This window comes from Microbacterium alkaliflavum (genome assembly GCF_044325405.1).
Lineage (GTDB): Bacteria > Actinomycetota > Actinomycetes > Actinomycetales > Microbacteriaceae > Microbacterium > Microbacterium alkaliflavum.
In genome coordinates this window covers 76,252-101,175 of record NZ_JBIQWL010000003.1, presented here as the reverse complement: position 1 = coordinate 101,175, position 24,924 = coordinate 76,252, and the positions used below count along the sequence as shown (strand labels likewise).

Below are 24,924 nucleotides of genomic sequence, written 5' to 3'. Positions count from 1 at the left end.
CGTGACGCTACTGTGGCCGACAGGAGGCATCATGCCCAAAGACGAGCAGGAAATCGAGACCGGGTCGGAACTCGACCTCGCCATCGAGCGCGCACTCGCGGCGGCGAACTTTCGGGCCGGCGCCGCGACGGACGCGGCGACATCGTTCGTGGTCGAAGTGTCGGAGCCATCCGCCGCCGAGGCCGGCGACATCGACGGGCCGGACGGCGACCTCTGAGCCCTCGGCACTGACCTCCGGGTCATTCGTGCTCGGGCAGGACCGGCGTCGACCACCCCGGATCGCGACCGAGCTGCGCGGCCCGGGCGACCGAGGTCGCGCCGAAGCGATCGCGCAGCGCGTCCAGCACGGTGTCGAGGCGCGCCCCGTCGTCCCAGTCGATCGGCAGCTCCGGCTGCACGTCGGCCGCACTCCCCAGCTGTGACAGCGAGATGCCGATGAGGGTGATGCCGCGCTCCTCGATCTCGGGCATCGCGGAGGCGAGCAGACCCTGCGCGACATCGAGCAGCACCGCCGTGCGCTCGGTCGGAGAGCGCAGAGTGCGCGACCTCGTGGCTTTCGCGAAGTCGCCGAAGCGCAGACGCAGCACGACCGTGCGGCACACGCGATCGCGGTCGCGCAGCCGGCGGGCGAGGCGATCGACGATCTGGGTGAGGAAGAGCTCCAGCTCCTCGGGTGAGCGCGGCCGGGTGCCGAGGGCGCGCTGCGAGCCGATCGAGCCCCGCCGGTGCGTCGTGTCGACGGGTCGCGGGTCGCGCAGCCGGGCGAGTGCGTGCAGATGCGCGCCGGCAGCCCTGCCCAGCAGCCGCTCGGCGGTCGCGGCTTCCAGCTCGGCCAGTTCGCCGACGGTGTGGATGCCGAGCCCGTGCAGCTTCTCGGCGGTCACGCGTCCGACACCCCAGAGTCGTTCGACGGGAAGCGGAAGCAGGAACGCCTCCTCGCGCTCGGGCTCGACGAGCAGCAGTCCGTCGGGCTTGCTGACGGCGCTGGCGACCTTGGCGAGGAACTTGGTGCGGGCGATCCCCACCGAGATGGGAAGACCGACCTCGGCGCGAACCCGCTCCCGGAGGCGCACCGCGATCTGCTCGGGCGTGCCGGCGATGCGGCGCAGCCCGCCGACCTCGAGGAACGCCTCGTCGATCGACAGGCCCTCCACGAGCGGCGTCGTGTCGCGGAAGATCGCGAAGACATCCTTGCTCGCAGCGGAATACACCTCCATCCGCGGTGGGACGACGATCGCATGCGGGCACAGATCGCGCGCCTGCCGTCCGCCCATCGCGGTGCGCACCCCGAAGGCCTTCGCCTCGTAGCTCGCGGCGAGCACGACACCGCCGCCGACGATGACGGGCCGGCCGCGCAACTCCGGTGCGTCACGCTGCTCGACCGACGCGTAGAACGAGTCGAGGTCGGCGTGCAGCACGGTCGCCTCGCCCCGCATCCCGCCCTCCCGTCGATCGCTCGTTCCGCGAATCGTCGCACGCACCACCGACATGGCCGGCTTCTCGTCGGGGGCCGCCCTCCGACACGACCGCCGTCACTCGGAGGACGTGAGTCGGGCGTATCATCGCGGCCAAGGTCTGCACGTCTCGCTCGCTCGAGGAAAGGTGAACCCATGGCACTGCTGGGTCGAAGAGATGATCGTCAGGAGCGGCGCGAGGAGCGTCGCGGCGGGGGCGACAAAGAGGTCTTCCAGATGCGGGAGAAGCTCGTATCGATCGGGGACGACTTCTGGATCGAGACGACGGGAGGGCGGCGCGCCTTCAAGGTGGACGGGAAGGCCCTTCGCATCCGCGACACGCTCGTGATCCGCGACCTCTCGGGCAACGAGGTCGCCAGGATCCAGGAGCGCAAGATCGCGATCAGGGACACGATGTCGATCGAGCGCCCTGGACGGCCCGACGCGACGATCAAGAAGGCCCTCATCAACCCGCTGCGCGAGCGCTTCACGCTGACCGCCGACGACATCGGCGAGATCAGCATCCAGGGCAACATCGTCGACCACGAGTACGAGTTCGAGAGCGGCGGCTCGAAGATCGCCGAGGTCTCCAAGCGGTGGCTGCGGGTTCGCGACACGTACGGTGTCGAGATCTCGCCCGGTCAGGACATCGCGCTGATCCTCGCCGCCACCGTGGCGCTCGATCAGCTCTGACGGCGGCTCAGCTCGAAGGCTCGTGCCACGTGAGGCGTGGCTCGAGTCCGAGGTAGCGGCCGTAACGGGCTGCGGCATCCTGGATCGCGTCTTCTTCGACGGCTTCGAGCTGCCGCAGCCTGCGGATCTCGAACGTCACGGCCCGCGCGGTGACCGCGCGCTTCATGCCCGCGACCACCTGGGCGTCGACGAGGGCCATGCCGATCGCGGTCTCACGGCCCCGTGACAGCAGGGCGTCGGCATCCAGTGCCCAGCGCGAGTCCTGGTAGCCGCGGTACATCTCGTCCAGCACCTGCAGCAGATGACCGGGGGGCGAGGCGGATGCCGGGGGGCGGCCCGGTGCGTGCCAGTAAGTGCGTTCGTCGTGCTCGAAGGATTCGAGGCGATCCGCCGCGCCGGCCAGGCCCCGGCGCACGTCCGTGAGGGTGAGCGTCGCCCAGTAGGCGAGGTCGCGCGCGGTGGCCGGCCCGTGCGCGGTGAAGTAGCGCAGAGCGAGCTCGACGAGCGCCTCCTCCCGCTCCCGCCGACGAGGGGCGGGCACGCGTTCGGAGAAGAGCGCATACGTGTGCTCGCCGTCCCGCGGCGCTCCGCTGCAGATCAGTCCGTGCAGTTCGAGGTGAGCTGCCAGGAGCATGAGCTGCATCCCGGTCAGCTCGTGACCGCGTTGCGCGAGCGCGTCCCCGAGCTCGGAGCGGGTGCGGTCCGGCGACTCCGCGAGCAGCTCCATCACCGTGTCGGCCAGGGCGGGCAGGATGTCGCCCAGCGGAGCGAGCTGCTGGTCCACGGTCGGCAGCACGCGGGCCCGTGTGAGCTCGATCAGCCACAGCGCGTCGTCGGCATGCACATAGTGCCAGGTCGGACGCAGGACGTGCGTCCTGAGCACCCGTCCGCTCGAGAGGAGTCCGGCCAGGTCGTCCTGGCTCGGATCCCTTGTGCGGGTGGCCACCGCCCAGGCCGACTGCGACGGGTTCTCAGCCTGGACGGCCAGGAGAGAACGCACGACCTCCTCTGCCGAGTCGGCGGGGGCCGCGAGCTGTTGCGCATGCAGTCGCCAGCGGGCGATCTCGCGATCGGTGAGCACACGACGAGCGTAGGGCGCGACGCCGGTTGACGCGCGCGGCGGACCGCGCGATAGTCGCGCTTGACGTCTTCATTCGCGACCTGAGGAGATCTGGCATGACCCGCGTTCGCATCGACCTGTTCTCGTCGCTCGACGGATACACCACCTCCCCCGAGGACGCCTCGCCCGAGAATCCGATGGGCGAGGATTGGGGCCCCTTGACGGCGGCGTACGCCGCGACCCGCACCTTCCGGAAGATGGTGTTCGGCGATACAAGCGGTGAGGGGACGACGGAGGTCGATGAGTCGTACGCTGCCGCGTTCTTCACGGGTGTGGGCGCCGAGATCATGGGCGCCGCCATGTTCGGCCTGCACACGTACCCCGACGACCCTGACTGGAAGGGCTGGTGGGGCGACCGCCCGCCGTTCGGCTACCCGGTCTACGTCCTCACGTCCTCGGCGCCGCGGCCGTCGATCCCGATGGACGGGGGGACCGTCTTCGAGTTCCGCAGCGGCTCGATCGATGACGTGCTCGCGGAGGCGACCGAGGCCGCCGGCGGCCTGGACGTGCGCATCGGGGGCGGCGTGCGCACGGCGCAGGAGTTCCTCCGCGCCGGTCTCGTCGACGACCTTCACGTCGCCATCGCACCGATGGTGCTCGACCGGGGCAGTCGCGTGTGGCAGGACCTGCGGGGCCTCGAACGCACGCACACGATGACGACGGAGGTCGCGGAGAGCGGCACGATCCATGTGACGTTCCGCCGCTAGCCCGAGCGGCGCCGATCACGACGATCGCACGTATCACGCGAGGCGACCCGGGACTCCTTCACATCATGAACAGCAAGCTCAAAGTCGCCCTGTCGGTCGCCGGCTACGTGCTGGGCACTGCGGCAGGCATCACCGCGATCGTCGTGGGCGCGATCCAGTCGCAGCCGGGATTCATCGTGATCGGCGTGGCCTTCCTGGGCGCGGTCGTCGTCGCGTTCATCGCGGGTGCGGTGGCATCTCCTCGCGGATCGATCTCCGGACCCAAGTACGGCGCCAAGTTCACTCCACCCGACTGGGCGTGGTGGGTGGCCGCGGGCATCCTCGTCGTCGGCTTCGTGATCGGCGGCATCCTGCTCGCCGCCTGATCGAGCGGTCGAACGCGTGCCGCCGGAATCAGATCCCCGTGGCGCGTTCCGCGGCCTCGACGACGTTCGTCATGAGGAGCGCGACCGTCATCGGGCCGACTCCCCCGGGGTTGGGCGAGAGCCAGCCGGCGACCTCGGCGACGTCGGGGGCGACGTCCCCGAACACGATGTGCTTGCCGGACGACGGGTCGGTCTCGCGCGTCACGCCGACATCGAGCACGGCAGCGCCGGGCTTCACGTCGGCGGCCTGGACGATGTGCTTGACGCCGGCCGCGGCGACGATCACGTCGGCCTCGCGCAGGTGCGCGCCGAGGTCGACGGTGCCCGTGTGGGTCAGCGTCACCGTCGCGTTGTACTCGCGGCGCGTCAGGAGCAGTCCGATCGAGCGGCCGATCGTGACGCCGCGGCCCACGACCACGACATGCTTGCCCTTGAGGTCGTAGTCGTTGCGCACGAGCAGCTCGATGACGCCGCGCGGAGTGCAGGGCAGCGGCGTCGAGATGGGCGAGTTGACGTTGAGCACGAGCCGGCCGAGGTTCGTCGGGTGCAGGCCGTCGGCATCCTTCGCGGGGTCGATGCGCTCGAGGATCGCATCGGTGTCGAGGTGCTTCGGCAGAGGCAGCTGCACGATGTAGCCGTGGCACGACGGGTCGGCGTTCAGCTCGTCGATGAGCGCCTCGACGTCTTCCTGTGTCGCGTCGGCGGGTAGCTCGCGCTGGATCGAGTTCATGCCGATCGCCTCGGACTCGCGGTGCTTCATCCCGACGTACAGCTGCGAGGCCGGATCGGCGCCGACGAGCACCGTCGCGATGCCCGGGGTGATGCCGCGCTCCTTGAGCGCCGCGACGCGCTCCTTCAGCTCCGCCTTGATCTCGGCTGCCGCCGCACGCCCGTCGAGCCTCTGTGCCGTCATGTTCGTCTCCCTAGATGTCCGCCCGGACGGCGAGACCGCTGCGGGTGGACGAGAGTGCGGTTGGTTCCCGCAGTCTCGTCCACCAGGTGCAGTTTCGCGGGCCGTCGTGTCGGATGCCTCAGCCGAGGCATCCCGAATCCCTATGTCCATAGTGATATCAGAAAGGACCACCGCAGCGCGAGGGTCCTTCCGTTCAGTGGCGGAGGTCGGGGTACAGCGGGAACGCCGCCGTGAGAGCCGCGACGCGGGTGCGGAGGGCGGGCACGTCGGCGCCGGGCTGGAGCGCGAGCGCGATGATGTCGGCGACCTCGGTGAACTCGGCGTCGCCGAAGCCGCGCGTCGCGAGCGCCGGCGTGCCGATGCGCAGACCCGACGTGACCATCGGCGGACGCGGGTCGTTCGGCACGGCGTTGCGGTTGACCGTGATGTGGATCTCGTGGAGGAGGTCTTCGGCCTGCTTGCCGTCGATCTCGGCGTTGCGCAGGTCGACGAGCACGAGGTGCACGTCGGTGCCGCCCGAGCGCACCGTGATGCCCGCGCCCGCGACGTCGGCCTGCGAGAGCCGCTCGGCGATGATGTGGGCGCCGCGCAGCACTCGCTCCTGGCGCTCCTTGAACTCCGGGGTGGCGGCGAGCTTGAACGCCGTCGCCTTGGCCGCGATCACGTGCATGAGCGGGCCGCCCTGCTGACCGGGGAACACCGCCGTGTTGATCTTCTTGGCGAGGTCCTCGTCGTTGGTGAGGATGAAGCCCGAGCGGGGGCCGCCGATCGTCTTGTGCACCGTCGACGACACGACGTGCGCGTGGGGCACGGGCGAGGGGTGCACACCCGCGGCGACGAGGCCGGCGAAGTGCGCCATGTCGACCCACAGCAGCGCGCCGACCTCGTCGGCGATCGCGCGGAAGCGCGCGAAGTCGAGCTGGCGCGGGTAGGCGGACCAGCCCGCGATGATGACCTTCGGCTTGTGCTCGACGGCGAGGCGGTGCACCTCGTCCATGTCGATGACCGAGGTCTCGGGGTCGACGCCGTACGCGACGATGTTGTACAGGCGGCCGGAGAAGTTGATCTTCATGCCGTGGGTCAGGTGGCCGCCCTGGTCGAGCGAGAGACCGAGGAGCGTGTCGCCGGGGCGTGCGATCGCGTGCAGCACGGCGGCGTTGGCGGTCGCACCGGAGTGCGGCTGCACGTTCGCGAACTTCGCGCCGAACAGCGCCTTGGCGCGCTCGATTGCGAGCTCCTCGGCGACGTCGACCTCCTCGCACCCGCCGTAGTAGCGGCGGCCCGGGTAACCCTCGGCGTACTTGTTCGTGAGCACCGAGCCCTGCGACTGCAGGACCGAGACGGGCACGAAGTTCTCGGACGCGATCATCTCGAGGAAGCCGCGCTGGCGGTCGAGCTCACGGTCGAGCACCTGCGCGATCTCGGGGTCGATCTCGGCGAGAGGGGCGTTGAAGAACTGATCGGTCATGACGATCTCCTGACGAACGGCTTTCGGGTGAGTGTCCACATCGGCCCAGGCGTGCGGTCGAATGCCGTTGTCGGTCGCTCCCCGGTGGTTCCCCACCTCAACGCCAGTCGCGACCCTCCGAGCATAACGGATGCCTTCCCCACGACGTGTCCGCGTTTCCGATAGGCTGAGTCCGATCTGTTTTGTTAGGGATCCTTACATGCTCGGTCGACGACGACTCGCGGTCACCTCCGCGGCGACGCTGCTGCTCGTCGTCGCCCTGGCCGGCTGCGCACCCGCCGACAAGAATGGAGAGACCGTGTCGCTTCCCGCCGTCGTCCCCGCCCCCGCTTCGCTCGAGGCGACCGACTCCGCGCCGTTCGCGCTGCGCGAAGGGCTTCGCATCGCGGGAGACCGGGATGCCGCGACTGCCCTCGCAGCGCTCATCGGCGCCCGTTCGGGGCTCACCGCGACGCCCGGCGAGGACGGCGCCATCGAGCTGCGCATCGACCCCTCGGCAGGCTCGGGGGCCGGAGGCGAAGGCTCGGGGGCCGGAGGCGAAGGCTCGGGGGCCGGAAGCGAAGGCTCGGGGGCCGGAAGCGCAGGCTCGGGCGCCGAAGGGGGAGGCGCAGCGCCCGAGTCGTACCGGCTGACGGTGGATGAGGCATCCGTCGTCGTCACGGGGGCCGATGCCGCGGGCCTCTTCTACGGGGTGCAGACGCTGGGTCAGCTGATCGCGCGGGAAGGCGACGGCTGGGTCGTCCCCGCGGTGAAGATCGCCGACGCGCCGCGCTTCGCCTACCGCGGCGTCATGCTCGACGTCGCCCGCCACTTCCAGCCGGTCGAGACGGTCAAGGCCTACATCGACCGCGCCGCGGGCCTCAAGTTCAACGCGCTGCACCTGCATCTGTCCGACGACCAGGGCTGGCGCATCGAGCTGACGTCACGGCCGAAGCTCACCGAGCTCGCGTCGGGCTCGTCGGTGGGCGGCGACCCCGGCGGGTACTACACAAAGGCCGACTATCGCGAGATCGTGGAGTATGCGGCATCCCGTCACCTCATCGTCGTTCCGGAGCTCGACATGCCGGGGCACACGCAGGCCGTGAGCGCCGCGTATCCCGAGCTCGTCGAGGATCCCGTCATCGCGCCGGGCATGCTCGAAGCCGTCGCCGAGTACGGCGGCGGAACACCGACCCCCGGCGAGGTGTACCAGGGCGTCGCCGTGGGGTTCTCGTCGCTGAAGATCCACGACGAGGCGACCTACGACTTCGTCGCCGACGTGTTCGGCGAGCTCGCCGCGATGACGCCGGGACCGTACTTGCACCTCGGCGGCGACGAGTCGCTCGGCACCGATCCCGACGACTTCGCGGAATTCATCGACCGCGCGACCGACATCGTCGCCGACCTCGGCAAGACCCCGATCGCCTGGCACGAGGCGGGCGCGGCCGAGGGTCTCAACCCCGACACGATCGGGCAGTACTGGGGCTACACGACGCCGACGGACGGGATGGACGACAAAGCCCGCGCCTTCGTCGCGAAGGGCTCGCGGCTCATCCTGTCGCCGGCCGACGCGATCTACCTCGACATGAAGTACGACGCCGGGGCACGCATCGGGCTGACGTGGGCGAACGGCCCGACGAGCGTCGAGCGCGCGTACTCGTGGGAGCCCGCCGACATCATCTCGGGCATCTCCGAGTCCGACATCCTGGGCGTCGAAGCGCCGCTGTGGACCGAGACGGTGCGCGACCTGTCCGACATCGACGAACTGGCATTCCCGCGCATCGCCGCCGCCGCCGAGGCGGCCTGGTCGCCCGCGACCGGGACCATCCCGCACCGCACATGGGAGTCCTTCCGCGAACGGGTCGGCGCCCTCGGCCCCCTCTGGACGAGCCTCGGCATCGGCTTCCACGCCTCCGACGAGATCCCCTGGGTGACGCGATGACGACGCTCGTGCATTCGGTGCGGCTCGTCGACGACGGCCGCATCGTCGATGACGCGTGGGTGCTCTTCGACGACGGACGCGTGTCCGCCCTCGGCGCGGGAGCCGAGCGACCCGATGCCGCGACCGTCGTCGACGGCCACGCGGCGGCGGGGGCCGGAGCGCTGCTGACGCCGGGATTCATCGACCTGCACGGGCACGGCGGCGGCGGATTCGCGTACGACGACGGCCCCGAGGCCGTTCGCGGCGCCCGCGCGCTGCACCGCGCCCACGGCACGACGCGCGCCGTCGTCTCGCTCGTGACCGCTCCTCTCGAGACGCTCGAACGCCGTGCGGCGATGGTCGCGGACCTCACGGAATCGGATGCAGACATCCTCGGCTCGCACCTCGAGGGGCCGTTCCTCGACCCGGGCCACAAGGGCGCGCATGATCCGTCGCTGCTGCGGGCGCCGGACCCCGCCGCCGTCGAGCGTCTCCTCGCGGCCGGTCGCGGCACGGTGCGCCAGGTGACGATCGCCCCCGAGCTCGAGGGCGGGCTCCCCGCGGTCCGGGCCATCGTCGCCTCCGGCGGCGCGGCGGCCGTCGGACACACCGACGCCGACGCCGACATGGCGAGGGCGGCATTCGACGCGGGCGCCACGATCCTGACCCACGCCTTCAACGCGATGCCGGGTCTGCACCACCGGAATCCCGGACCGGTCGGTGCCGCGGCATCCGATCCCCGTGTGACGCTCGAGGTGATCGCCGACGGCGTGCATCTCGCACCGGAGATCGTGCGCCTCGCCTTCGCGGCGGCACCCGGCCGCATCGCACTCGTCACCGACGCGATGGCCGCGGCGGGCGCCGCCGATGGGGATTACGACCTCGGATCGCTCTCGGTCGAGGTCCGAGGCGGCATCGCGCGGCTCGCCGGCGGCGGGGCGATCGCGGGGTCGACGCTGACGCAGGATGCTGCTCTCCGTGTCGCGGTGTCGGCCGGCGTTCCGCTTCCCGAAGCCGTCGCGGCGCTCACGCGCGTTCCCGCGCGCGCCCTCGGGCGGGCGGATGACCTCGGAGGCCTCGCCCCCGGAATGATCGCCGATGCCGTGCTGCTGTCGAGCGATCTCGACGTGCGGGGCGTGTGGGTCGACGGCGCCGCCGTCGCATAGTCGCGTCCCCGGCTCCGGCGGCGCCGCTGAGGGGGGCTCGCGGCGCCCACCGGAGACGGGTGCGGCCGCTGCATCCCCAAGGTGCAGCGGCCGCCGTTCCCGGAAGAGCTCGGGATCAGGAGAAGTCCTCCCCCGAGTGCTCTTCTGGTCCCGCGGCGGCTCGAGGCGTTCCGTTCCTCGAACCGTCGTGCCCGCGGGCTGTTCCCGGGAAGGGAGCGGGCAAATATCTCCTAATCATGAGATGCAGGATGCCGCGAACTATGACGCGGTTTCCGAAAAATGCCTCTGCGATTCCCGATCGCGTAGCGCCGGGAGGAGGAACGTCGGAGAATGGGGGCGGCGCGGGGGGATCGTCGGCAGTGACGCGGACAGCTCCGGACGCCGACGACCGGAGAACTCGTGACCAGCATCGACAGCCACGGCGACGCCGCCGTAAGGCTCGGGGACTCGGCAGACGCCGACCTCGTCCTGCGCACGCGATCGGGCGACAGCAGCGCGTTCGGCGAGCTGTGGTTCCGGCACTACCGCTCCGGCATCACTGTCGCCCGCGCCGTGACCTCGACGCATGACGCCGACGACCTCGTGCAGGAGGCGTACGCCCGCATCTACCAGTCGATCCTCAGGGGCGGCGGACCGACCGGCTCGTTCCGCGCGTACCTGTTCACGAGCATCCGCAACACCGCCGCGGCCTGGGGACGTGCGGGCCGCGAGACGCCGATCGACATCCTCGACACCGTCGAGGACCCCACGACGACCGAGGCGGCGACCGAGGCGGCCCTCGACCACAGCCTGACGCATCGCGCGTTCCGCAGTCTCCCCAGCCGCTGGCAAGAGGTGCTCTGGTACACCGAGATCGAGCAGATGAAGCCTGCCGAGGTCGCACCCCTCCTCGGGATGAAGCCGACCGCCGTCGCGCAGCTGGCCTTCCGCGCCCGCGAGGGCCTGCGCGAAGCCTGGATCCAGGCGCACCTCCAGTCCGTCGCCGACGGCTCGGACTGCCAGTGGACGATCGAGCGTCTGGGCGCGCACGCGCGCGAGAACCTCTCGCGCCGCGACCAGCGCAAGGTCGACGCCCACCTCGAGGAATGCACGCGCTGCACGATCGTGGCCGCTGAGGCCAAGGAGGTCTCGAGCCGGCTCGCTCTCGTCCTGCTTCCCCTCACCCTCGGCATCACTGGATCGGCCGCGTATCTCGCGACGCTGCAGACCGGCGGCGCTCCGACCGTCGCCCTCGCGGCCGGCCAGGGCGCCGTCGTACCGTCGAGCGTGCCTGCGCTTTCCACCGTGGGCTCGGCGCCGACGGTCACCGGAGGCGCAACCGTCGGCGGCTCAGCCGCTGTCGGCACGACAGCTGCCGGCGGCGCGACGGTCGCGGGCGGCGCGGCCGTCGGAGGCACCTCGGTGGTCGGAACCTCGGCCGCATTCGTCGGAGTCGCGGGCTCGGCGACGCTCGGCGCGGCGGCCGTCGGCACGGCGGCCGTCGGCACGGCGGCTGCCGCAGGTGCAGGCGGCCTGCTCTCGAGCGTCGGGGCGATCATCGGCGTGACGACGGCGGCGGCCGTGCTCGTCGGCTCAGCCATCGCTGCCTCGATCGCGGGACCCGCTCTCATGGCCTCCGCCTTCCCGGTCGTCACGGCAGCCGCCGGCGTGCTCGCCGACGACCCGGCGGCGACTGCGGGAGACGACCCGTTGGCCGCTGCGGACGATGAGACGGCGTCGGCGGCGGACGGCGATTCCCCCGCCACCGCCGAAGACGCCACGACGGCAGCCGGTGACGGCGACTCGAACTCCGGTGACAGCACGACGACGTCGGGCGCGGCATCCCGTGGATCCTCCGCGCGCGACGACGAGGACGTCGCCGGCGCCGCAGGCGGCCGGACGGCGCCCGGACTGCCCGCGGGAGTCCCCGCCTTCGGTGCTGCGAGCGTCTCGTATGCGGGCACGCAGCCCGTCTTCACGATCGTCGCGACCGGCGAGCCCGGCGCGACCGTGGAGCTCCTCCTGAACGGCTCGGTCGCCTCGAGCGGCCAGGTGGATGCCGGAGGCACGGTGGCGCTCTCGTTCGAGCCCACCTTCGGCCAGGTCAACAGCAACGCCCGCGTGCAGCTCCGCTACCGCGCCGGCGAAGCGACGGGCACGCCCGTCGTGATGCGATTGAGCGACTTCGCCGATCTCGCCCCGATCCTCGCGACGATGTCGGGCCAGCCCGGACAGGGTGGCGGAGCGAGCCAGGGCAACGGCGCGACGGACGGCAGCAACGCGTCTGATGGCAGCACCGGCAACACCGGCGGGGCGAACGGGCACGGCAAGGGCGGCTCGGGCAACGGCGCCGCGCAGGGGAATGCCAACGGCGCGGGCACCGGCACCACGACCGGCGACGGGACGGCTGCGACCGACGGCGGATCCCAGAACGGCAAGTCGGGCGAGAAGGGCAACGGCGGCAACGGCTCGGCAGGAACGCCGAGCGGCAACGGCACCCCCGGCACACCGAACGGCAACGGCCCAGCGACGAACAACGGCGGCACCGGCAACGGCGGGACGAACGGCAACGGCGGCACCACGGGCAATGGCGGCACCCCGGCTGGCGGCGCCGGCACCAACAACGGCGGTACCAACAACGGCGGCACGAACAACGGCAACGGCAACGGACCGACCGGCAACAACGGCAAGGGCAAGGGTGCGAATGCCGAGGCACCGTCGGCCCTGATCCTGACCGGTCTCCCCGTCGCCCTCCGGGCGACCGCGGCAGGGGCGGAGATGCCCGCGGCTTAGACTTGAAGGCATGTCAGACACCCCCAACGTCCGCCCCGCGAAGCCGGCCGAGCCCGAGCCCGGAACGCGTGCGCCGCTGTCGGGGCTCGACATCCTCGCCTTCATCTGCGAGCTCTTCGCCTTCGTCTCGCTCGCGATCTGGGGCTTCCTGTTCTGGTCGTTCCCGTGGAACATCGTCGTCGGCATCGCCGCACCCGTCTTCGCGATCCTCGTGTGGGCGCTCTTCGTCTCTCCGCGTGCCGTCTTCGCCGTGCACCCGTTCGTCCGCGCGATCGTCGAGCTGCTCGTGTACGCGTCGGCGACGATGGCGTGGTGGAGCATGGGCCAGCCGTGGATCGGCCTCGGCTTCGGCGTGATCGCCGTGACGGTCGGCGTGCTCGCGGGTCGGCGCCGGTTCGCGTGACCGACGCCGCCGACGCCGCCGACGTCGTCGCGCGTCTGCGCGCGGAACTCGGCGACCGCGTCGACACGTCGGAGTCGGCGCGGCTCGAAGCGCGCGCCGACAAGTCGGGGCACGCGGCATCCGGTCTCCCCTTGGCGGTCGTGCACGCGACGTCGGTCGCGGACGTGCAGGCGACGCTGCGCATCGCGACTGCGACGCGCACGCCCGTCGTGACCCGCGGCGCGGGTACGGGCCTCGCGGGGGGCGCGAACGCGGGCGAGGGTGAGATCGCCCTCTCGATGCGGCGCATGGACCGCATCGTCGAGGTGCGGCCGGACGACCTCCTCGCCGTCGTCGAGCCCGGCATCCTCAACGCCGATCTCAACGCCGCTCTCGCCGAGCACGGCGTCTGGTGGGCGCCCGATCCCGCGAGCCGCGCGATCTCGACGGTCGGCGGCAACATCGCGACGGGGGCGGGCGGCCTCCTGTGCGCCAAATACGGAGTCGTGCGCGACGCCGTCCTGGGCCTCGACCTCGTGCTCGCCGACGGGCGCCTGCTCCGACTCGGCCATCGCACCGTCAAGGGTGTGACCGGCCTCGATCTGACCTCGCTCGTCATCGGGTCGGAAGGCACGCTCGGCGTCGTGGTCGGCGCGACCCTCAAGCTCCGCCGGCTCGTGCCCGGCACGGTCTGCACCATCGCCGCGACGTTCGCCGACGTGCGCAGCGCCGCCGAGGCATCCGCCGCCGTCACCGCCTCGGGCGCGCAGCCGGCGATCATGGAGCTGATGGATGCCGCGTCCCTCCGCGCCGTCCACGCCCTGCTGCACCTCGACCCGCCGACGCCCGGTGCGGCGCAGCTGACGATCCAGACCGACGGCGCCGCCGCCGACGCCGAGGCCGACGCGATCGCCGCCGTGCTGCGCGCCACGGGCGGCACCGTCGCGCTCACGCACGACCCCGACGAGGGCGAGCGGCTGCTCACGATCCGCCGCTCGATGCACCCCGCGATGGAGACGCTCGGCACGACCCTCATCGAGGACGTCTCGGTGCCGCGCAGCGCGCTGCCCGCGATGTTCGACGAGATCGCGCGGGTCGAGCGGGAGCACGGGATGCCGATCCCGACCGTCGCTCACGCCGGCGACGGCAACCTGCACCCGAACTTCGTGTTCGACGGCGAGGTCGGCGCCGACGGGACCATCGAGGTGCCCGATGCCGTGTGGGCCGCCGCCGACGACCTCTTCCGCTCCGCGCTCCGGCTCGGCGGCACGCTCACGGGCGAGCACGGCGTCGGCGTGCTCAAGCGCCGCTGGCTCGCCGACGAGCTCGGCGACGATCAGTGGGTGCTGCAGCGCCAGATCACGCGCGTCTTCGACCCGCTCGGCATCCTCAACCCCGGCAAGGTCTTCGCCGCGTAGCGCGCGACCCTAGACGACCGGCTCCGACGGCTGGGGCGGCACGAGGTACGTCTGCGCGGTGGGCTCCTCGGGTCCCCGGCCCGCCGCGAGGCCGAGTCCGATGGCCAGGATTCCGAGAATCGCGGGCGTTGCGGCATCCGCCCAGGCGAGGATGCCGAAGGGGAGGTCGGGGAAGGCGAAGACGCCGAACAGCCCCGTGCTGTTGAGAAGCCCCGATGCGACGCCGAGCAGAATCGCGGCGAGGGGCACCCAGCGCCAGCCGCGCGGCACGACCCGCGCACGCACGATCACGACTCCCGCGACGACTGCGAGCACCGCGACGACCAGCTGAGCGAGGAACCAGGCGAAGAGCAGCAGGTAGGCCGCTGCCGTCTCCCCGCCCGCCCCGGCGAAGAGCGGAGGGAACAGGAGCATTCCGACCACGCCCCACAGACCGAGCACCATGAGGGAGACGACGCCGGCGGCTCGGCGCGCGACGACGCTGCCTTCCCGACGGATGCCCCAGGCGAAGATGATGAGGGCAGCTGCGAACAGGCCGGCGGAGACCAGCGCAAGGGGGTAGTAGGTGGCACCGAGGGCTCGGACGTTCGGGATCGCTGCGAACGGGATCAGCGCCTGCACGATGTCGATGACCCCCGACGCCGCGAGGAGGCTTCCTCCCAGGACGAAGGCGAGCCGTGCGTCGCGCGTTGCCTGCGCCGAACCCGTTGACATGCGCGGAGCATACTGCGCGGCGAGCCGTGGATCCCGCTCCGTCAGGGAGAAACGCCGCGACACGCGCACTGGATCACGGCAGGGGATGCGGCATCCCTCCCGCTCGCTCCCCTGAGCCGCGACCTGCTCCTCCCGCTCGTCTGGTGCGGCTGAGGGCGGGCGGACTCCGCGTCTCGTCGAGTTCGTACGTACTCGCCGACCCCATACGACATTCGCGCCGGCGACATGTGTGCTCGACGAGTGCATACGATCCCGGCACGAACCCAGCCGCCGGGTCGCGAAGTCCTCTCCGTCCATAGCCCGTGCTCTCGCCGAAAGCCCGTGCTGTGCACCGTTCGTTGCGGGGGCGCTCGGTGACAGCACGGGCTATGGGCGTGAAGGGAACCGGCCGAGGGCACGACGCTGGGCACCTCGGCGCGGTGGCGCAGGCGCGGTATCAGATGCCCTGCCAGGCGGGCTTGTTGGCGAAGGCGTAGCGGTAGTAGTCGGCGTGGCGCAGGCGGGAGGCGGCGGCCTCGTCGACGACGACGGTCGCGTGCGGATGAAGCTGGATCGCCGAGCCCGGAAGGGATGCCGTCACCGGGCCTTCGACCGCTCCCGCGACCGCGTCGGCCTTGCGCTCGCCGAAGGCGAGGAGCACGAGGTGCCCCGCGCGCAGGATCGTCCCGAGTCCCTGCGTGATGCAGTGCATCGGCACCTCGTCGACCGCGTCGAAGAAGCGTGCGTTGTCGATGCGGGTCTGCTGCGTGAGCGTCTTGACACGCGTGAGCGACGCGAACGACGAGCCGGGCTCGTTGAACCCGATGTGCCCGTCGGTGCCGATGCCGAGGATCTGCAGGTCGATGCCGCCCGCCGCGAGGATGGCGGCCTCGTAGTCATCGCCCGCGTGCTGGATGCCGAGGGCCGCGCCGTTCGGCACGTTCACGCGAGACGGGTCGAGTCCGAGCGGCTCCACGACCTCGCGGTGGATCACCGAGCGGTACGACTCGGGGTGCGAGACGTCGAGCCCGACGTACTCGTCGAGCGCGAAGCCCCGCACCTGGGAGACGTCCACGCCGACAAGACGCGGCGGCAGCGCCTCGTACACGGGCAGCGGGGTCGATCCCGTCGCGAGCCCGAGCACAGTCGCGGGGTTCGCGCGGATGAGACGCACGATCTCGTCGGCGACGACGGCGCCGCCGGCGGCGGCATCGGGGACGATGACGACTTCAGCCATGAGCGAGGGCCTCCTCCGATTCGGGGTCGCGCGCCGCGCCGATGAGTGCGGCGCCGAGGGCGGCGGCCGGCGAGCCGGCCGGGAGCACCTCGACGCGGTCTTCCAGCTGCAGCGAGCGCATGAACGGGGATGCCTCGGCGCTGGCCGCGAGCTCGGCGGCGACGTCGGCGGTCAACGCCGAGCCGAGGCCCGTGAGACCGCCGCCCAGCACGACGAGTTCGACGTCCGCCGTGAGCACCAGCACGCGGACGGCCGCTGCGACGCCGCGGGCGATGCCGGACCGCAGCTCCCGGGCGTAGGCGTCGCCGGCGTCGGCCGCCGCGAAGACGTCGGCGACGGGAAGCGGAACGGGACGACCCCAGCGCTGGGCGATGGCACCGCCGCCCGCGAACGCCTCGATGCAGCCGCGCTGGCCGCATCTGCAGTCCGGACCGTTCGGGTCGACCGAGATGTGCCCGACCTCCCCGGCGGTGCCACGGGCTCCGCGCCACAGCTCGCCGTCGACGACGATGCCGGCTGCGATGCCCGTGCCGAGGTTGAGGTACGCCATCGAGCCGTGACGCGGATCGAGCCCGTGGGCGCTGCCGCGCAAGGCGTACGCGCCGAGCGCGGCCGCCTTCACGTCGTTCTCGACGCGCACGGGCGTCGCGATCATGGGCGCAACCGCCGCGGCGAGGTCGAGCTCGTCGACCCCGAGGTTGACGGCGTGCGTGACGCGTCCGGTACCCGGCTCGACCTGGCCCGGGATGCCGATCCCGACCGAGACGATGTCGGCGAGGCCGATGCCGGCATCCGTTGCGACGGCGTGTACGGCGGCGACCGCGGTGCGGATGATCTCGTCGCCGCCCCAGCCCGTCGCGAGGCGCGTGCGTCCGACGATCGCACCGGCGGAGTCGACGACGACCGCGTCGGTCTTCGTGCCGCCCATGTCGAGTCCGACTCTCATCGGCCGTCCTCCACACGGGAGGCGGCTGCATCCAGCGCGCGCATCAGCCCTTGACCGCCCCGGCGACGAGACCGCTCGACATGCGGTGCTGGACGAAGAGGAAGAAGACGATCACCGGCACCGCCATGATCGTCGACGCGGCCATGACGAGAGCCCAGTCGGTCGCCTTCGTGGCCTGCACGAACGCGCGCAGCCAGATCGGCAGCGTCATCGACTCGGGCCGGGTCATGATGACGAGGGCGAAGACGAACTCGTTCCAGGCCTGGATGAAGGCGAAGACACCCGTCGCGATGAGCCCCGGTGCGAGCAGCGGGAACGTGATGCGCCAGAAGGCGCCCGCGCGGCTGCATCCATCGATCATCGCGGCCTCTTCGAGGTCGGCGGGGACTCCGGCGACGAATCCGCGCAGCGTCCAGATCGTGAACGGCAGCACCATCGCGATGTACACGAAGCTCAGACCGATGATCGTGTTGATCAGGTACCAACCGTCGAGCACGCGGAAAACCGACACGATCATGGCCTCGGCCGGGATCATCTGGATCACGAGGATCACGATGATGAAGAGCGACCGGCTGCGGAAGCGGTAGCGCGAGACGGCGATCGCCGCGAGGAACGCGAAGATGAGCGCCGCGACGACCGTGATGCTCGTCACCGCCATCGAGTTCAGGAGCGCCGTGATGAGGCCCTGATCGGTGAGCGCCTCCTGGTAGTTCTTCAGCGTGAACAGGTCGGGCCACCAGTGCGGCGGGGTCGAGCGGACGGCGGATGCCGGCAGCAGCGACGTGTTCACCATCCAGTAGACGGGGAAGAGCGAGCAGACGATGACGACGATCGCCGCGATGTTGAGGAAGATGCGGGAGACGAGACGCCGAGGACGGTTCATGACTCCTCCTTGTCCTGCTTGAGCATCGTGCGGATCCAGTAGCCCGAGATGGCGAGCAGGATGACGACGAGGATGACCGAGATCGCGCCGCCGGCGCCGAGATCACCCGAGGCCATCGAGACGCTGTAGATGTAGACGCCGATCGTGTTGGTCTTCTCGCGGACGCCGCCGATCGACTGCAGGGCGTAGATCTGCGCGAAGACCCGGAGGTCCCAGATCACCTGCAGGACGAGCAGCACCATCAGGATCGAGCGGATGTAGGGGAAGACGATGAGACGGAAGCGGGCGAACCCGCCGGCGCCGTCGAGCTCCGATGCCTCGAGCACCTCGCCGGGAACCTGCGTGAGGCCGGCGTACGTGCTGAACACGACGAAGGGGATCGCGCCCCACGTGATGATGATGGCCGCGACGGCGTAGAAGCTCGTGGGGTCGATGAGCCAGCTGTGGCCCATCCAGTTCTCGCCGGTGACCTGCGTGAGCACCCAGTTGACGAGGCCGTACTGCGTGTCGAAGATCCAGCCCCACACGATCGTGGCGGTGAGGGCGGGCATCGCCCACGCGAGCAGCAGGGACACCGAGACGGCGGTGCGCATGACGACCCCGAGCTTGGACACCATGACCGCGATCAGGATGCCGAGCACCATCGTGGCGACGACGCTCACGATGCACAGGGCGATGCTGCGGCCGAGGACGGCCCAGAACTCGGGGTCGGTGAGGACCTTGGTGTAGTTGTCGAGGCCCACGAACTCGGGAGGCGCGCCGAAGATCTGCGCGCGGCCGAACTTCTGGAACGACATGATCACGAGCTGGACGAGCGGCCAGCCGATGAACACGACGAGCATGGCGAGGGCGGGGGTCAGCAGGGCGAGCGGCCCCCAGGGGAACCGGCGCGGCTTCTTCGCGGGGCCGGGATCGGATGGCGCCGCCGCACTCGAGGTGCGTTCCGGCACTGAGATGGTCGACATGACTCGCCTCCTCTCAAGGAAGATTGTGTCGGACTTGTCGTCCGGCGGACATGGGACGGGGCGCCCCGCACGCAGGGCGCCCCGTCATAACGGCATCAGCCGTTGAGGATGGACTCGATCTGCTTGTCGGCGTCCGCGGCGAGCGACTTGACGTCGCCGCCGTTCGCGATGTTGACGAACAGGTCCTGCATGATGCCCTTCGCCTCGACATCGGCCCAGTTCGGCGATGCGGGGGTGAGCTTGGCGTTGGCGGCGGCCGCGGCGATGACCTTGGCGAGCTCGGGCGTCGCGGCGGCGACCTGGTCGCCGAGCGAGGTGAGGGCGGGCACGAGGCCGGCCTTCGCGAGGATCGTCTGGTAGTCGTCGCTCAGCATGATCTCAAGGGCCTTCTTGGCGAGGTCCTGGTTCTTCGACTTCGCCGAGATGCCGACGTTCGAGCCGCCGGCGAACACCTGCGCGGTGCTGCCTTCCTTCATGCCGGGGAGGGCGAAGTACCCCGTCGTGTCGGCGACGGCGGTGGGCTGCTTGTCCTCGTCGGCCACGATCGACCAGTACGCCCAGCTCGGTGCCGAGTAGGTCGCGGCCTGCTCGGTGCGGAAGGGCACCCAGCCGTTGGCCTCGTCGCCGTCCTTCGGCGCGAGCGACGCCTTCGTCATGAGCGTCTGAACCTGCTCGAGGCCCTTGACCGACTTGTCGCTGGACAGCTGCGCGTCCCACTTGTCGCCGTCCTTGACGGCGATCTCGCCGCCGTTCTCCCAGATGAAGGGAAGGGCGTTGTACCAGTCCTTGCCCGGGAAGTAGACACCCGAGACACCCGGCAGCGCGGTTGCGAGCGTGGTGCCGTTCGAGACGTACTGGTCGAGCGTCGTGGGAACCGTGACGCCGGCCTGGTCGTACATCTTCGTGTTGTAGAACACGACGCGCGCGCCCGAGTAGTAGGGGGCCGCGTACATCTTGCCGTCCCACGAGCCCGCCTCGACGAAGCCCGGGAGCAGGTCGCTGCCGCCGAGCTCCTTCTTGATGTCCTCGAGGCTGATCAGGGCGCCGCTCGACGTGAACGCGGGAGCCTGCGTGTTGCCCATCTCGACGATGTCGGGGCTGTCGTTCGACGACAGGCTCGTCGTGAGCTTGTCGACGAGGCCCGTCCACTGCTGCTCTTCGATGACCAGCGTGGAGCCCGGGTTCTCGTCCTCGAACGTCTTCTTGAGGTAGTCACGAGCGTCCTGAGGCGTGTCGGTGCCGACGAGCCAGACTCGGATCTCCGCGCCCGCGCTGTCCGTGGAGCCTGCGTTGCCTCCGGTCGAGCAGCCGGCGAGGACGAACGCCGTGGCGCTGAGGAGCGCCACCGCTCCGAGCGTCTTCTTCATGGTGTCTTCCTTTTTCGTTTTCTCTTGGTGTGGAGGGGTCGGGTGACCCATCCGGGGGTGTGGGATGCCGGGGCCGGTGCTACGAGACCCCGAGCTGTCCCGACAGGACCATGACGGCCGCGCCGCGCAGGACGATGTCCTGGCCTTGCTCCGTCATCCGCACGCGGACGCCGTCGTGGAACTCGGCGAGCGTCCGTGCGCGGAGGGTCTCGACGGTCGCTTCCGCGAGAGGTCCGTCGAGAAGTTCCGTGGGGCCGGAGAGCACGATCTCCGACACGTCCAGCACGCCCACGACGGGCGCGAGCGCGATGCCCAGGCGAGTGCCGGCATCGCGGAGGATCCCTTCGCGGGAGGATCCGGATGCCGCGGCCAGCCGCGACGAGAGTGCGGGCACGGCGAGCCAGGCCTCGAGGCATCCGACCTTGCCGCACACGCAGACGGGCCCACCGTCGGTGCCGACGGTCACGTGGCCGATCTCGCCCGCGGCGAAGTGGGCGCCGCGCATCGGCTGACCCGAGGCGAGGAGGCCCGAGCCGACTCCTCGGCCGACCTTGACGAGCAGCACGTCGTCGCCGGCCCCGCCGAAGGTGTACTCGGCGAGCACCGCCGCGTTCGCGTCGTTCGCGACGAGGACGGGAAGGTTCAGTGCGTCGCGCAGCGCGCTCTCGAGGTCGAAGCCGGCCCAGCCGAAGTTGGGGGCCGTGAGGATGACGCCGTGGTCGTCGACGACACCCGGGGTTCCGACGCCGATGCCGAGGACCGGGGCGTGCGAGTCTGCGACGAGTTCGGCGGCGAGCGCGACGACCGCGGGCACGACGTCGTCGGCACCGGCGGGGACGGGCACGTTGCGGCGCGCGACGATGTCGCCGTCGAGCGTCAGGACCGCGCCCATGAACTCGTCGCTCTCCGACAGGTCGATGCCGATGATGCGGTGGCCCGCGCGGTCGAGGTCGACGAGCATGGCGGGCTTGCCGGGGCCGGACGCCTCGCGCACACCCATCTCCGCGACGAAGCCGTCGGAGATCAGCTCGCCGACGAGGTCAGAGATCGTGACGCGGGTCAGGCCCGTCTCGCGGGAGAGGTCGGCACGGCTCATGGCCCCCTGGTGGAACAGGGTCTGCAGCACGAGCGAGCGGTTGTGTCCTCGCGCGTGCTCGGGCAGCACCTTGCCGCCGTGGCGCAGCGCGCGGCCGGGGGCGAAGGCGCGGCCGTTCGCGACCGCTGAGGGGGCGTGCGACGACTCGACGGTGCTGGAGCCGCGCTGCGCTTCCGATGAGGACATGTTTGTTAGTAGACCTTACGAACTAACCTCTCCGCAAGCCCTCGCCGCAATTTGGATGGATCATTTACAAACTTGTTACAAACGGCGCGTCGCCTAGGCTGGTGCGCGGAGGAGACATGAACCGCCGCATCGCCGCTCTCACGCTCGCCGCCGTCGCCCTACTGGGCCTCACCGCGTGCACCGCCACGCCCGACTCGTCCGCGAGCAGCTCCCCGACGTCGTCCGACGCGCCCGGCGACGAGGGGCAGTCGGTCGCCGACGCCTGCTCGCTCATCCAGGACACGATCACGCAGGCGACGCGGGAATTCTCGGATGCCGCCACTGAAGACCCGGCTGCCGTCGTGGCCGCCATGCGCTCTGCCGCCGACAAGATCTCCGCCGCAGCGTCGCAGATCACCAACGACGACGTCGCCGCCATCCTCCCCGATCTCCAGGCCATGTTCGCCAAGACGGCCGAGGTCATGCAGGGCATCGTCCAGGGAGACGTCTCGAAGCTCGACGAGCTCACGGCGCTCGGCGACTCCTTCAAGGAGACGAGTCAGCGGTTCGAGGACCTCTGCAGCCAGCAGCCCGGCTGAGAAGCCCCTGATCGGACCTGATCAGTCCGTTACCCCGTCGATATATGCCATCCCTTACCATGGAATGGCATGTTCGGAAGCCGGGGGGTTTGGCATGACCGATCTGGCCACGAGGCCTGACGCGGGGGGATCGTCTGACGACGACGGGATCGGCGCGCCCGCCGACGACTCCGTCGACGCTCCGCCGCCCTCTTACGAGTGGGCGCCGACCGAGCCCGCACCCAAGAAGCGCCGCCTGTGGCTGTGGATCGGCATCCCGGTCGCAGCCGTCGCCGTCGGCCTGGCCGCGGCATCCGCGGTGCTGATCGCGCCGGGGACCGCCGTCGCCGGCGTGTCCGTCGGCGGCCTCACGCCGGGCGCCGCCGCCGACGCGATCGACCAGCGCCTCGCCGAGACGACGATCGTCCTGACCGGAGAGGGTGGGGACGTCGCTGTGACCGGCGCCGACCTCGGTGCCACCGTCGACGCACGCGCGCTCGCCGATGCGGCATTCGCGTCGCATCCCGCGTGGAACCCCACCTCCTGGTTCGCCTCCCCCGCCGACGTCGACATCACGCTCGACACGGCCACCGCCGTCGCGGCGCTGCGCGCCGCCGTGCCGTCGCTGTACGTCGACCCGACGAACGCGTCGATCTCGTTCGACCCGGCGAGCGCCAGCTACGTCGTGACGCCCGCGGTCGAGGGCAAGGGCGTCGACGTGCAGGCCGTGCAGACGGCGCTCACCGACGCGTTCGCGAAGGGCGACACCAAGGTCGACCTGGCGGCCACGACGGCGCCGGTCGAACCCGAAGGGCCGACCCACGTCGCCGAAGGCACTGCGGCGATCCTCAACAACATGCTCGACAGCGCCGGCTTCTACGTGGGCGACGAGCGCACCGTCCCGATCGACCGCACGACCGTCGCCTCGTGGCTGACGGTCACTCCTGCCGAGCGCGGCACCTTCACCATCAGCGCGAACGCCGGCGCCATCCAGCCGGCCGTCGACGGACTCCCCGCGGCGATCGACCGCGCACCGGTCAACTCCACGACGATCGTCAACGCCTCGGGCACCGTCCTGAGCACGCCCACCGCCGGCGTCGTCGGGCGCGCGCTCGGCTCGACGGACGGCATCGCGAACGCCTACGCCGCCCAGCTCGCCGACGGCAACGCCGTCTACAAGCTGGCGGTCACCGAGGTGCCGTTCGCCACGACGAGCCTCGCTCGCATGCTCGAGGTCGACCTCAGCGAGCAGCGGCTGTACGTCAAGGAGAACGGCAACGTCGTCGACTCGTGGCTCATCTCGAGCGGCGCGGGCAACACGCCGACCTACACGGGCCACTACACGATCGGCTACAAGACGAACGTGCAGACGATGAACGGCTTCAACCGCGATGCGGCCGGCAACATCACCGGCACGTACTCGACGCCCAACGTCAAGTGGCCGATGTACTTCAACGGCGGCCAGGCCTTCCATGGCGTCTATTGGCACAACAACTTCGGCCACACGATGAGCCACGGATGCGTCGGCATGCCCGAGTGGCGTGCCCAGTGGATCTACAACTGGGCCCCGAAGGGCACCGACGTCTGGATCCACAGCTGACCTCGAGAGCCGGTTTGCGCGGATAGTCGCGCAATCCCTATCGTGGCGCCGTGCCCCGCTTCGATCTGCCGCTCGCCGAGCTCGAGACCTACAGCCCCACGATCGCCGCACCCGACGACTTCGACGACTTCTGGGCGGCGACCCTCGCCGAGTCGCGCGCCGCCGGCGGAGCGCCCGTCGTGGTGCCCGTCGAGACGCCGCTCACGACGATCGAGGCGTACGACGTGACGTTCCCGGGATTCGGCGGGGACCCGGTCAAGGCCTGGCTGCTGGTTCCGGCCGGGGCGCGGCATCCCCTCCCCGCCGTCGTCGAGTTCAACGGCTACGGCGGCGGCCGCGGACTGCCGTTCGAGCGGCTCGGCTGGGCCTCGGCGGGGTACGCGCACCTGTTCATGGACACGCGCGGCCAGGGATCGATGTGGGGCGCGGGCGGCGAGACCCCCGACCCGCACGGCACCGGACCGTCGTCGAGCGGATTCATGACCCGCGGCATCGAAGACCCCGCCGACTACTACTACCGCCGCGTCTTCACGGACGCCGTGCGCGCTGTCGACGCCGTGCGCACGCTCCCCCAGGTCGACCCCGCGCGCGTCGCCGTCGCCGGCGGCAGCCAGGGCGGCGGCATCGCGCTCGCGGCCGCGGGCCTGTGCGACGACCTCGTCGCGGTGCTGCCCGACGTGCCTTTCCTCTGCCACTTCGAGCGTGCCGTCGGCCTCACCGACCGCGACCCGTACCAGGAGGTCGTGCGCTACCTGTCGGTGCACCGCGGCGCCGACGAGCGCGTGTTCCGCACGCTCTCGTACTTCGACGGCGCGAACCTCGCGACGCGCGCCACGGCCCCCGCGCTGTTCTCCGTCGCGCTCATGGACTTCACCTGCCCGCCCTCGACGGTGTTCGCGGCGTTCAACCGCTACGGCGCGACGGACAAGGCCATCGAGGTCTACACGCACAACGACCACGAGGGCGGCCAGGCCTACCAGTGGCAGGCTCAGGCGCGCTTCCTCCGCGACCGGGTGTGACGCCCGTCGGACGATTC

General features: G+C 70.8%; 23 protein-coding genes and 1 riboswitch. Of the genes, 12 read left to right on the top strand and 11 right to left on the bottom strand.

Annotated elements, in window-relative coordinates; genetic code table 11:
• Nucleotides 1-31: 31 nt before the first annotated feature.
• On the top strand, nt 32-217 hold the full coding sequence (locus ACH3VR_RS09545) for a hypothetical protein (RefSeq protein WP_396640552.1): 186 nt from the start codon (nt 32-34) through the stop codon (nt 215-217).
• 22 nt (nt 218-239) lie between these two features.
• Here the strand turns inward: ACH3VR_RS09545 and dinB are convergent, their stop codons facing one another.
• Nucleotides 240-1,436, bottom strand: a complete 1,197-nt coding sequence (gene dinB / locus ACH3VR_RS09540; RefSeq protein WP_397556496.1) for a DNA polymerase IV — start codon at nt 1,434-1,436, stop codon at nt 240-242.
• A gap of 174 nt (nt 1,437-1,610) precedes the next feature.
• On the opposite strand from dinB, the gene ACH3VR_RS09535 reads away from it, so the two are divergent.
• A complete protein-coding gene (locus ACH3VR_RS09535) occupies nt 1,611-2,147 on the top strand; it encodes an LURP-one-related/scramblase family protein (RefSeq protein WP_396640551.1) in 537 nt (178 codons plus the stop codon).
• Nucleotides 2,148-2,154: 7 nt separating this feature from the next.
• Here ACH3VR_RS09535 and ACH3VR_RS09530 read toward each other — a convergent pair whose 3' ends face one another.
• On the bottom strand, nt 2,155-3,228 hold the full coding sequence (locus tag ACH3VR_RS09530) for a winged helix DNA-binding domain-containing protein (protein WP_396640550.1): 1,074 nt from the start codon (nt 3,226-3,228) through the stop codon (nt 2,155-2,157).
• Nucleotides 3,229-3,323: 95 nt separating this feature from the next.
• On the opposite strand from ACH3VR_RS09530, the gene ACH3VR_RS09525 reads away from it, so the two are divergent.
• Nucleotides 3,324-3,974 (top strand): dihydrofolate reductase family protein, encoded by a 651-nt coding sequence (locus tag ACH3VR_RS09525; protein ID WP_396640549.1) that lies wholly within the window; start codon nt 3,324-3,326, stop codon nt 3,972-3,974.
• Nucleotides 3,975-4,039: 65 nt separating this feature from the next.
• Complete coding sequence (locus ACH3VR_RS09520; protein ID WP_396640548.1) at nt 4,040-4,339, top strand: hypothetical protein; 300 nt, start codon at nt 4,040-4,042, stop codon at nt 4,337-4,339.
• A 28-nt stretch (nt 4,340-4,367) separates the two neighbouring features.
• Here the strand turns inward: ACH3VR_RS09520 and ACH3VR_RS09515 are convergent, their stop codons facing one another.
• Entirely contained in the window at nt 4,368-5,252 is an 885-nt protein-coding gene (locus tag ACH3VR_RS09515; protein WP_396640547.1) for a bifunctional methylenetetrahydrofolate dehydrogenase/methenyltetrahydrofolate cyclohydrolase, read from the bottom strand.
• 193 nt (nt 5,253-5,445) lie between these two features.
• Nucleotides 5,446-6,720, bottom strand: a complete 1,275-nt coding sequence (glyA, locus tag ACH3VR_RS09510) for a serine hydroxymethyltransferase (RefSeq protein ID WP_396640546.1) — start codon at nt 6,718-6,720, stop codon at nt 5,446-5,448.
• A 36-nt stretch (nt 6,721-6,756) separates the two neighbouring features.
• Nucleotides 6,757-6,841: riboswitch (ZMP/ZTP riboswitch) on the bottom strand.
• Nucleotides 6,842-6,919: 78 nt separating this feature from the next.
• Here glyA and ACH3VR_RS09505 point away from each other — a divergent pair.
• The 5 genes from ACH3VR_RS09505 (at nt 6,920) to ACH3VR_RS09485 (ending at nt 14,358) form a co-directional block, all read left to right on the top strand.
• Nucleotides 6,920-8,641, top strand: a complete 1,722-nt coding sequence (locus ACH3VR_RS09505; protein ID WP_396640545.1) for a family 20 glycosylhydrolase — start codon at nt 6,920-6,922, stop codon at nt 8,639-8,641.
• Entirely contained in the window at nt 8,638-9,786 is a 1,149-nt protein-coding gene (gene nagA / locus ACH3VR_RS09500) for an N-acetylglucosamine-6-phosphate deacetylase (RefSeq protein ID WP_396640544.1), read from the top strand. The genes ACH3VR_RS09505 and nagA overlap by 4 nt, the downstream gene beginning before the upstream one ends.
• A 399-nt stretch (nt 9,787-10,185) precedes the next feature.
• Complete coding sequence (locus ACH3VR_RS09495) at nt 10,186-12,558, top strand: sigma-70 family RNA polymerase sigma factor (RefSeq protein WP_396640543.1); 2,373 nt, start codon at nt 10,186-10,188, stop codon at nt 12,556-12,558.
• A gap of 10 nt (nt 12,559-12,568) precedes the next feature.
• A complete protein-coding gene (locus tag ACH3VR_RS09490; protein WP_396640542.1) occupies nt 12,569-12,961 on the top strand; it encodes a YrdB family protein in 393 nt (130 codons plus the stop codon).
• Complete coding sequence (locus tag ACH3VR_RS09485; protein ID WP_396640541.1) at nt 12,958-14,358, top strand: FAD-binding oxidoreductase; 1,401 nt, start codon at nt 12,958-12,960, stop codon at nt 14,356-14,358. The genes ACH3VR_RS09490 and ACH3VR_RS09485 overlap by 4 nt, the downstream gene beginning before the upstream one ends.
• 9 nt (nt 14,359-14,367) lie before the next feature.
• On the opposite strand, the gene ACH3VR_RS09480 is transcribed toward ACH3VR_RS09485, so the two are convergent.
• The 7 genes from ACH3VR_RS09480 to ACH3VR_RS09450 form a co-directional block, all read right to left on the bottom strand.
• Entirely contained in the window at nt 14,368-15,072 is a 705-nt protein-coding gene (locus tag ACH3VR_RS09480) for a hypothetical protein (protein ID WP_396640540.1), read from the bottom strand.
• Nucleotides 15,073-15,508: 436 nt separating this feature from the next.
• Nucleotides 15,509-16,288, bottom strand: coding sequence for a glucosamine-6-phosphate deaminase (locus tag ACH3VR_RS09475; protein WP_396640539.1), 780 nt, complete (start codon nt 16,286-16,288; stop codon nt 15,509-15,511).
• Nucleotides 16,281-17,234, bottom strand: a complete 954-nt coding sequence (locus tag ACH3VR_RS09470) for an ROK family protein (protein ID WP_396640538.1) — start codon at nt 17,232-17,234, stop codon at nt 16,281-16,283. The genes ACH3VR_RS09475 and ACH3VR_RS09470 overlap by 8 nt, the downstream gene beginning before the upstream one ends.
• 43 nt (nt 17,235-17,277) lie before the next feature.
• On the bottom strand, nt 17,278-18,117 hold the full coding sequence (locus ACH3VR_RS09465; RefSeq protein WP_396640537.1) for a carbohydrate ABC transporter permease: 840 nt from the start codon (nt 18,115-18,117) through the stop codon (nt 17,278-17,280).
• Nucleotides 18,114-19,082, bottom strand: coding sequence for a carbohydrate ABC transporter permease (locus ACH3VR_RS09460; protein WP_396640536.1), 969 nt, complete (start codon nt 19,080-19,082; stop codon nt 18,114-18,116). The genes ACH3VR_RS09465 and ACH3VR_RS09460 overlap by 4 nt, the downstream gene beginning before the upstream one ends.
• A gap of 95 nt (nt 19,083-19,177) precedes the next feature.
• Complete coding sequence (locus ACH3VR_RS09455) at nt 19,178-20,449, bottom strand: extracellular solute-binding protein (protein WP_396640535.1); 1,272 nt, start codon at nt 20,447-20,449, stop codon at nt 19,178-19,180.
• Between the two features lie 79 nt (nt 20,450-20,528).
• Nucleotides 20,529-21,731 (bottom strand): ROK family transcriptional regulator, encoded by a 1,203-nt coding sequence (locus ACH3VR_RS09450; protein WP_396640534.1) that lies wholly within the window; start codon nt 21,729-21,731, stop codon nt 20,529-20,531.
• Nucleotides 21,732-21,847: 116 nt separating this feature from the next.
• On the opposite strand from ACH3VR_RS09450, the gene ACH3VR_RS09445 reads away from it, so the two are divergent.
• From ACH3VR_RS09445 to ACH3VR_RS09435, 3 genes are all read left to right on the top strand, one after another.
• Nucleotides 21,848-22,309 (top strand): hypothetical protein, encoded by a 462-nt coding sequence (locus ACH3VR_RS09445; RefSeq protein ID WP_396640533.1) that lies wholly within the window; start codon nt 21,848-21,850, stop codon nt 22,307-22,309.
• Between the two features lie 94 nt (nt 22,310-22,403).
• Nucleotides 22,404-23,888 carry a L,D-transpeptidase family protein gene (locus ACH3VR_RS09440; protein WP_396640532.1) on the top strand — a complete coding sequence of 495 codons (1,485 nt, stop codon included), beginning with the start codon at nt 22,404-22,406 and terminating at the stop codon, nt 23,886-23,888.
• Nucleotides 23,889-23,938: 50 nt separating this feature from the next.
• On the top strand, nt 23,939-24,907 hold the full coding sequence (locus ACH3VR_RS09435; RefSeq protein WP_396640531.1) for an acetylxylan esterase: 969 nt from the start codon (nt 23,939-23,941) through the stop codon (nt 24,905-24,907).
• Nucleotides 24,908-24,924: the final 17 nt, after the last annotated feature.

Coding starts and splice junctions, on each gene's coding strand:
- glyA (WP_396640546.1), bottom strand. CDS start 6,720: ATGACCGATCAGTTCTTCAACGCCCCTCTCGCCGAGATCGACCCCGAG.
- ACH3VR_RS09535 (WP_396640551.1), top strand. CDS start 1,611: ATGGCACTGCTGGGTCGAAGAGATGATCGTCAGGAGCGGCGCGAGGAG.
- ACH3VR_RS09445 (WP_396640533.1), top strand. CDS start 21,848: ATGAACCGCCGCATCGCCGCTCTCACGCTCGCCGCCGTCGCCCTACTG.
- dinB (WP_397556496.1), bottom strand. CDS start 1,436: ATGCGGGGCGAGGCGACCGTGCTGCACGCCGACCTCGACTCGTTCTAC.
- ACH3VR_RS09545 (WP_396640552.1), top strand. CDS start 32: ATGCCCAAAGACGAGCAGGAAATCGAGACCGGGTCGGAACTCGACCTC.
- ACH3VR_RS09490 (WP_396640542.1), top strand. CDS start 12,569: ATGTCAGACACCCCCAACGTCCGCCCCGCGAAGCCGGCCGAGCCCGAG.
- ACH3VR_RS09515 (WP_396640547.1), bottom strand. CDS start 5,252: ATGACGGCACAGAGGCTCGACGGGCGTGCGGCGGCAGCCGAGATCAAG.
- ACH3VR_RS09475 (WP_396640539.1), bottom strand. CDS start 16,288: ATGGCTGAAGTCGTCATCGTCCCCGATGCCGCCGCCGGCGGCGCCGTC.
- ACH3VR_RS09450 (WP_396640534.1), bottom strand. CDS start 21,731: ATGTCCTCATCGGAAGCGCAGCGCGGCTCCAGCACCGTCGAGTCGTCG.
- ACH3VR_RS09525 (WP_396640549.1), top strand. CDS start 3,324: ATGACCCGCGTTCGCATCGACCTGTTCTCGTCGCTCGACGGATACACC.
- nagA (WP_396640544.1), top strand. CDS start 8,638: ATGACGACGCTCGTGCATTCGGTGCGGCTCGTCGACGACGGCCGCATC.
- ACH3VR_RS09465 (WP_396640537.1), bottom strand. CDS start 18,117: ATGAACCGTCCTCGGCGTCTCGTCTCCCGCATCTTCCTCAACATCGCG.
- ACH3VR_RS09505 (WP_396640545.1), top strand. CDS start 6,920: ATGCTCGGTCGACGACGACTCGCGGTCACCTCCGCGGCGACGCTGCTG.
- ACH3VR_RS09460 (WP_396640536.1), bottom strand. CDS start 19,082: ATGTCGACCATCTCAGTGCCGGAACGCACCTCGAGTGCGGCGGCGCCA.
- ACH3VR_RS09455 (WP_396640535.1), bottom strand. CDS start 20,449: ATGAAGAAGACGCTCGGAGCGGTGGCGCTCCTCAGCGCCACGGCGTTC.
- ACH3VR_RS09470 (WP_396640538.1), bottom strand. CDS start 17,234: ATGAGAGTCGGACTCGACATGGGCGGCACGAAGACCGACGCGGTCGTC.
- ACH3VR_RS09440 (WP_396640532.1), top strand. CDS start 22,404: ATGACCGATCTGGCCACGAGGCCTGACGCGGGGGGATCGTCTGACGAC.
- ACH3VR_RS09480 (WP_396640540.1), bottom strand. CDS start 15,072: ATGTCAACGGGTTCGGCGCAGGCAACGCGCGACGCACGGCTCGCCTTC.
- ACH3VR_RS09520 (WP_396640548.1), top strand. CDS start 4,040: ATGAACAGCAAGCTCAAAGTCGCCCTGTCGGTCGCCGGCTACGTGCTG.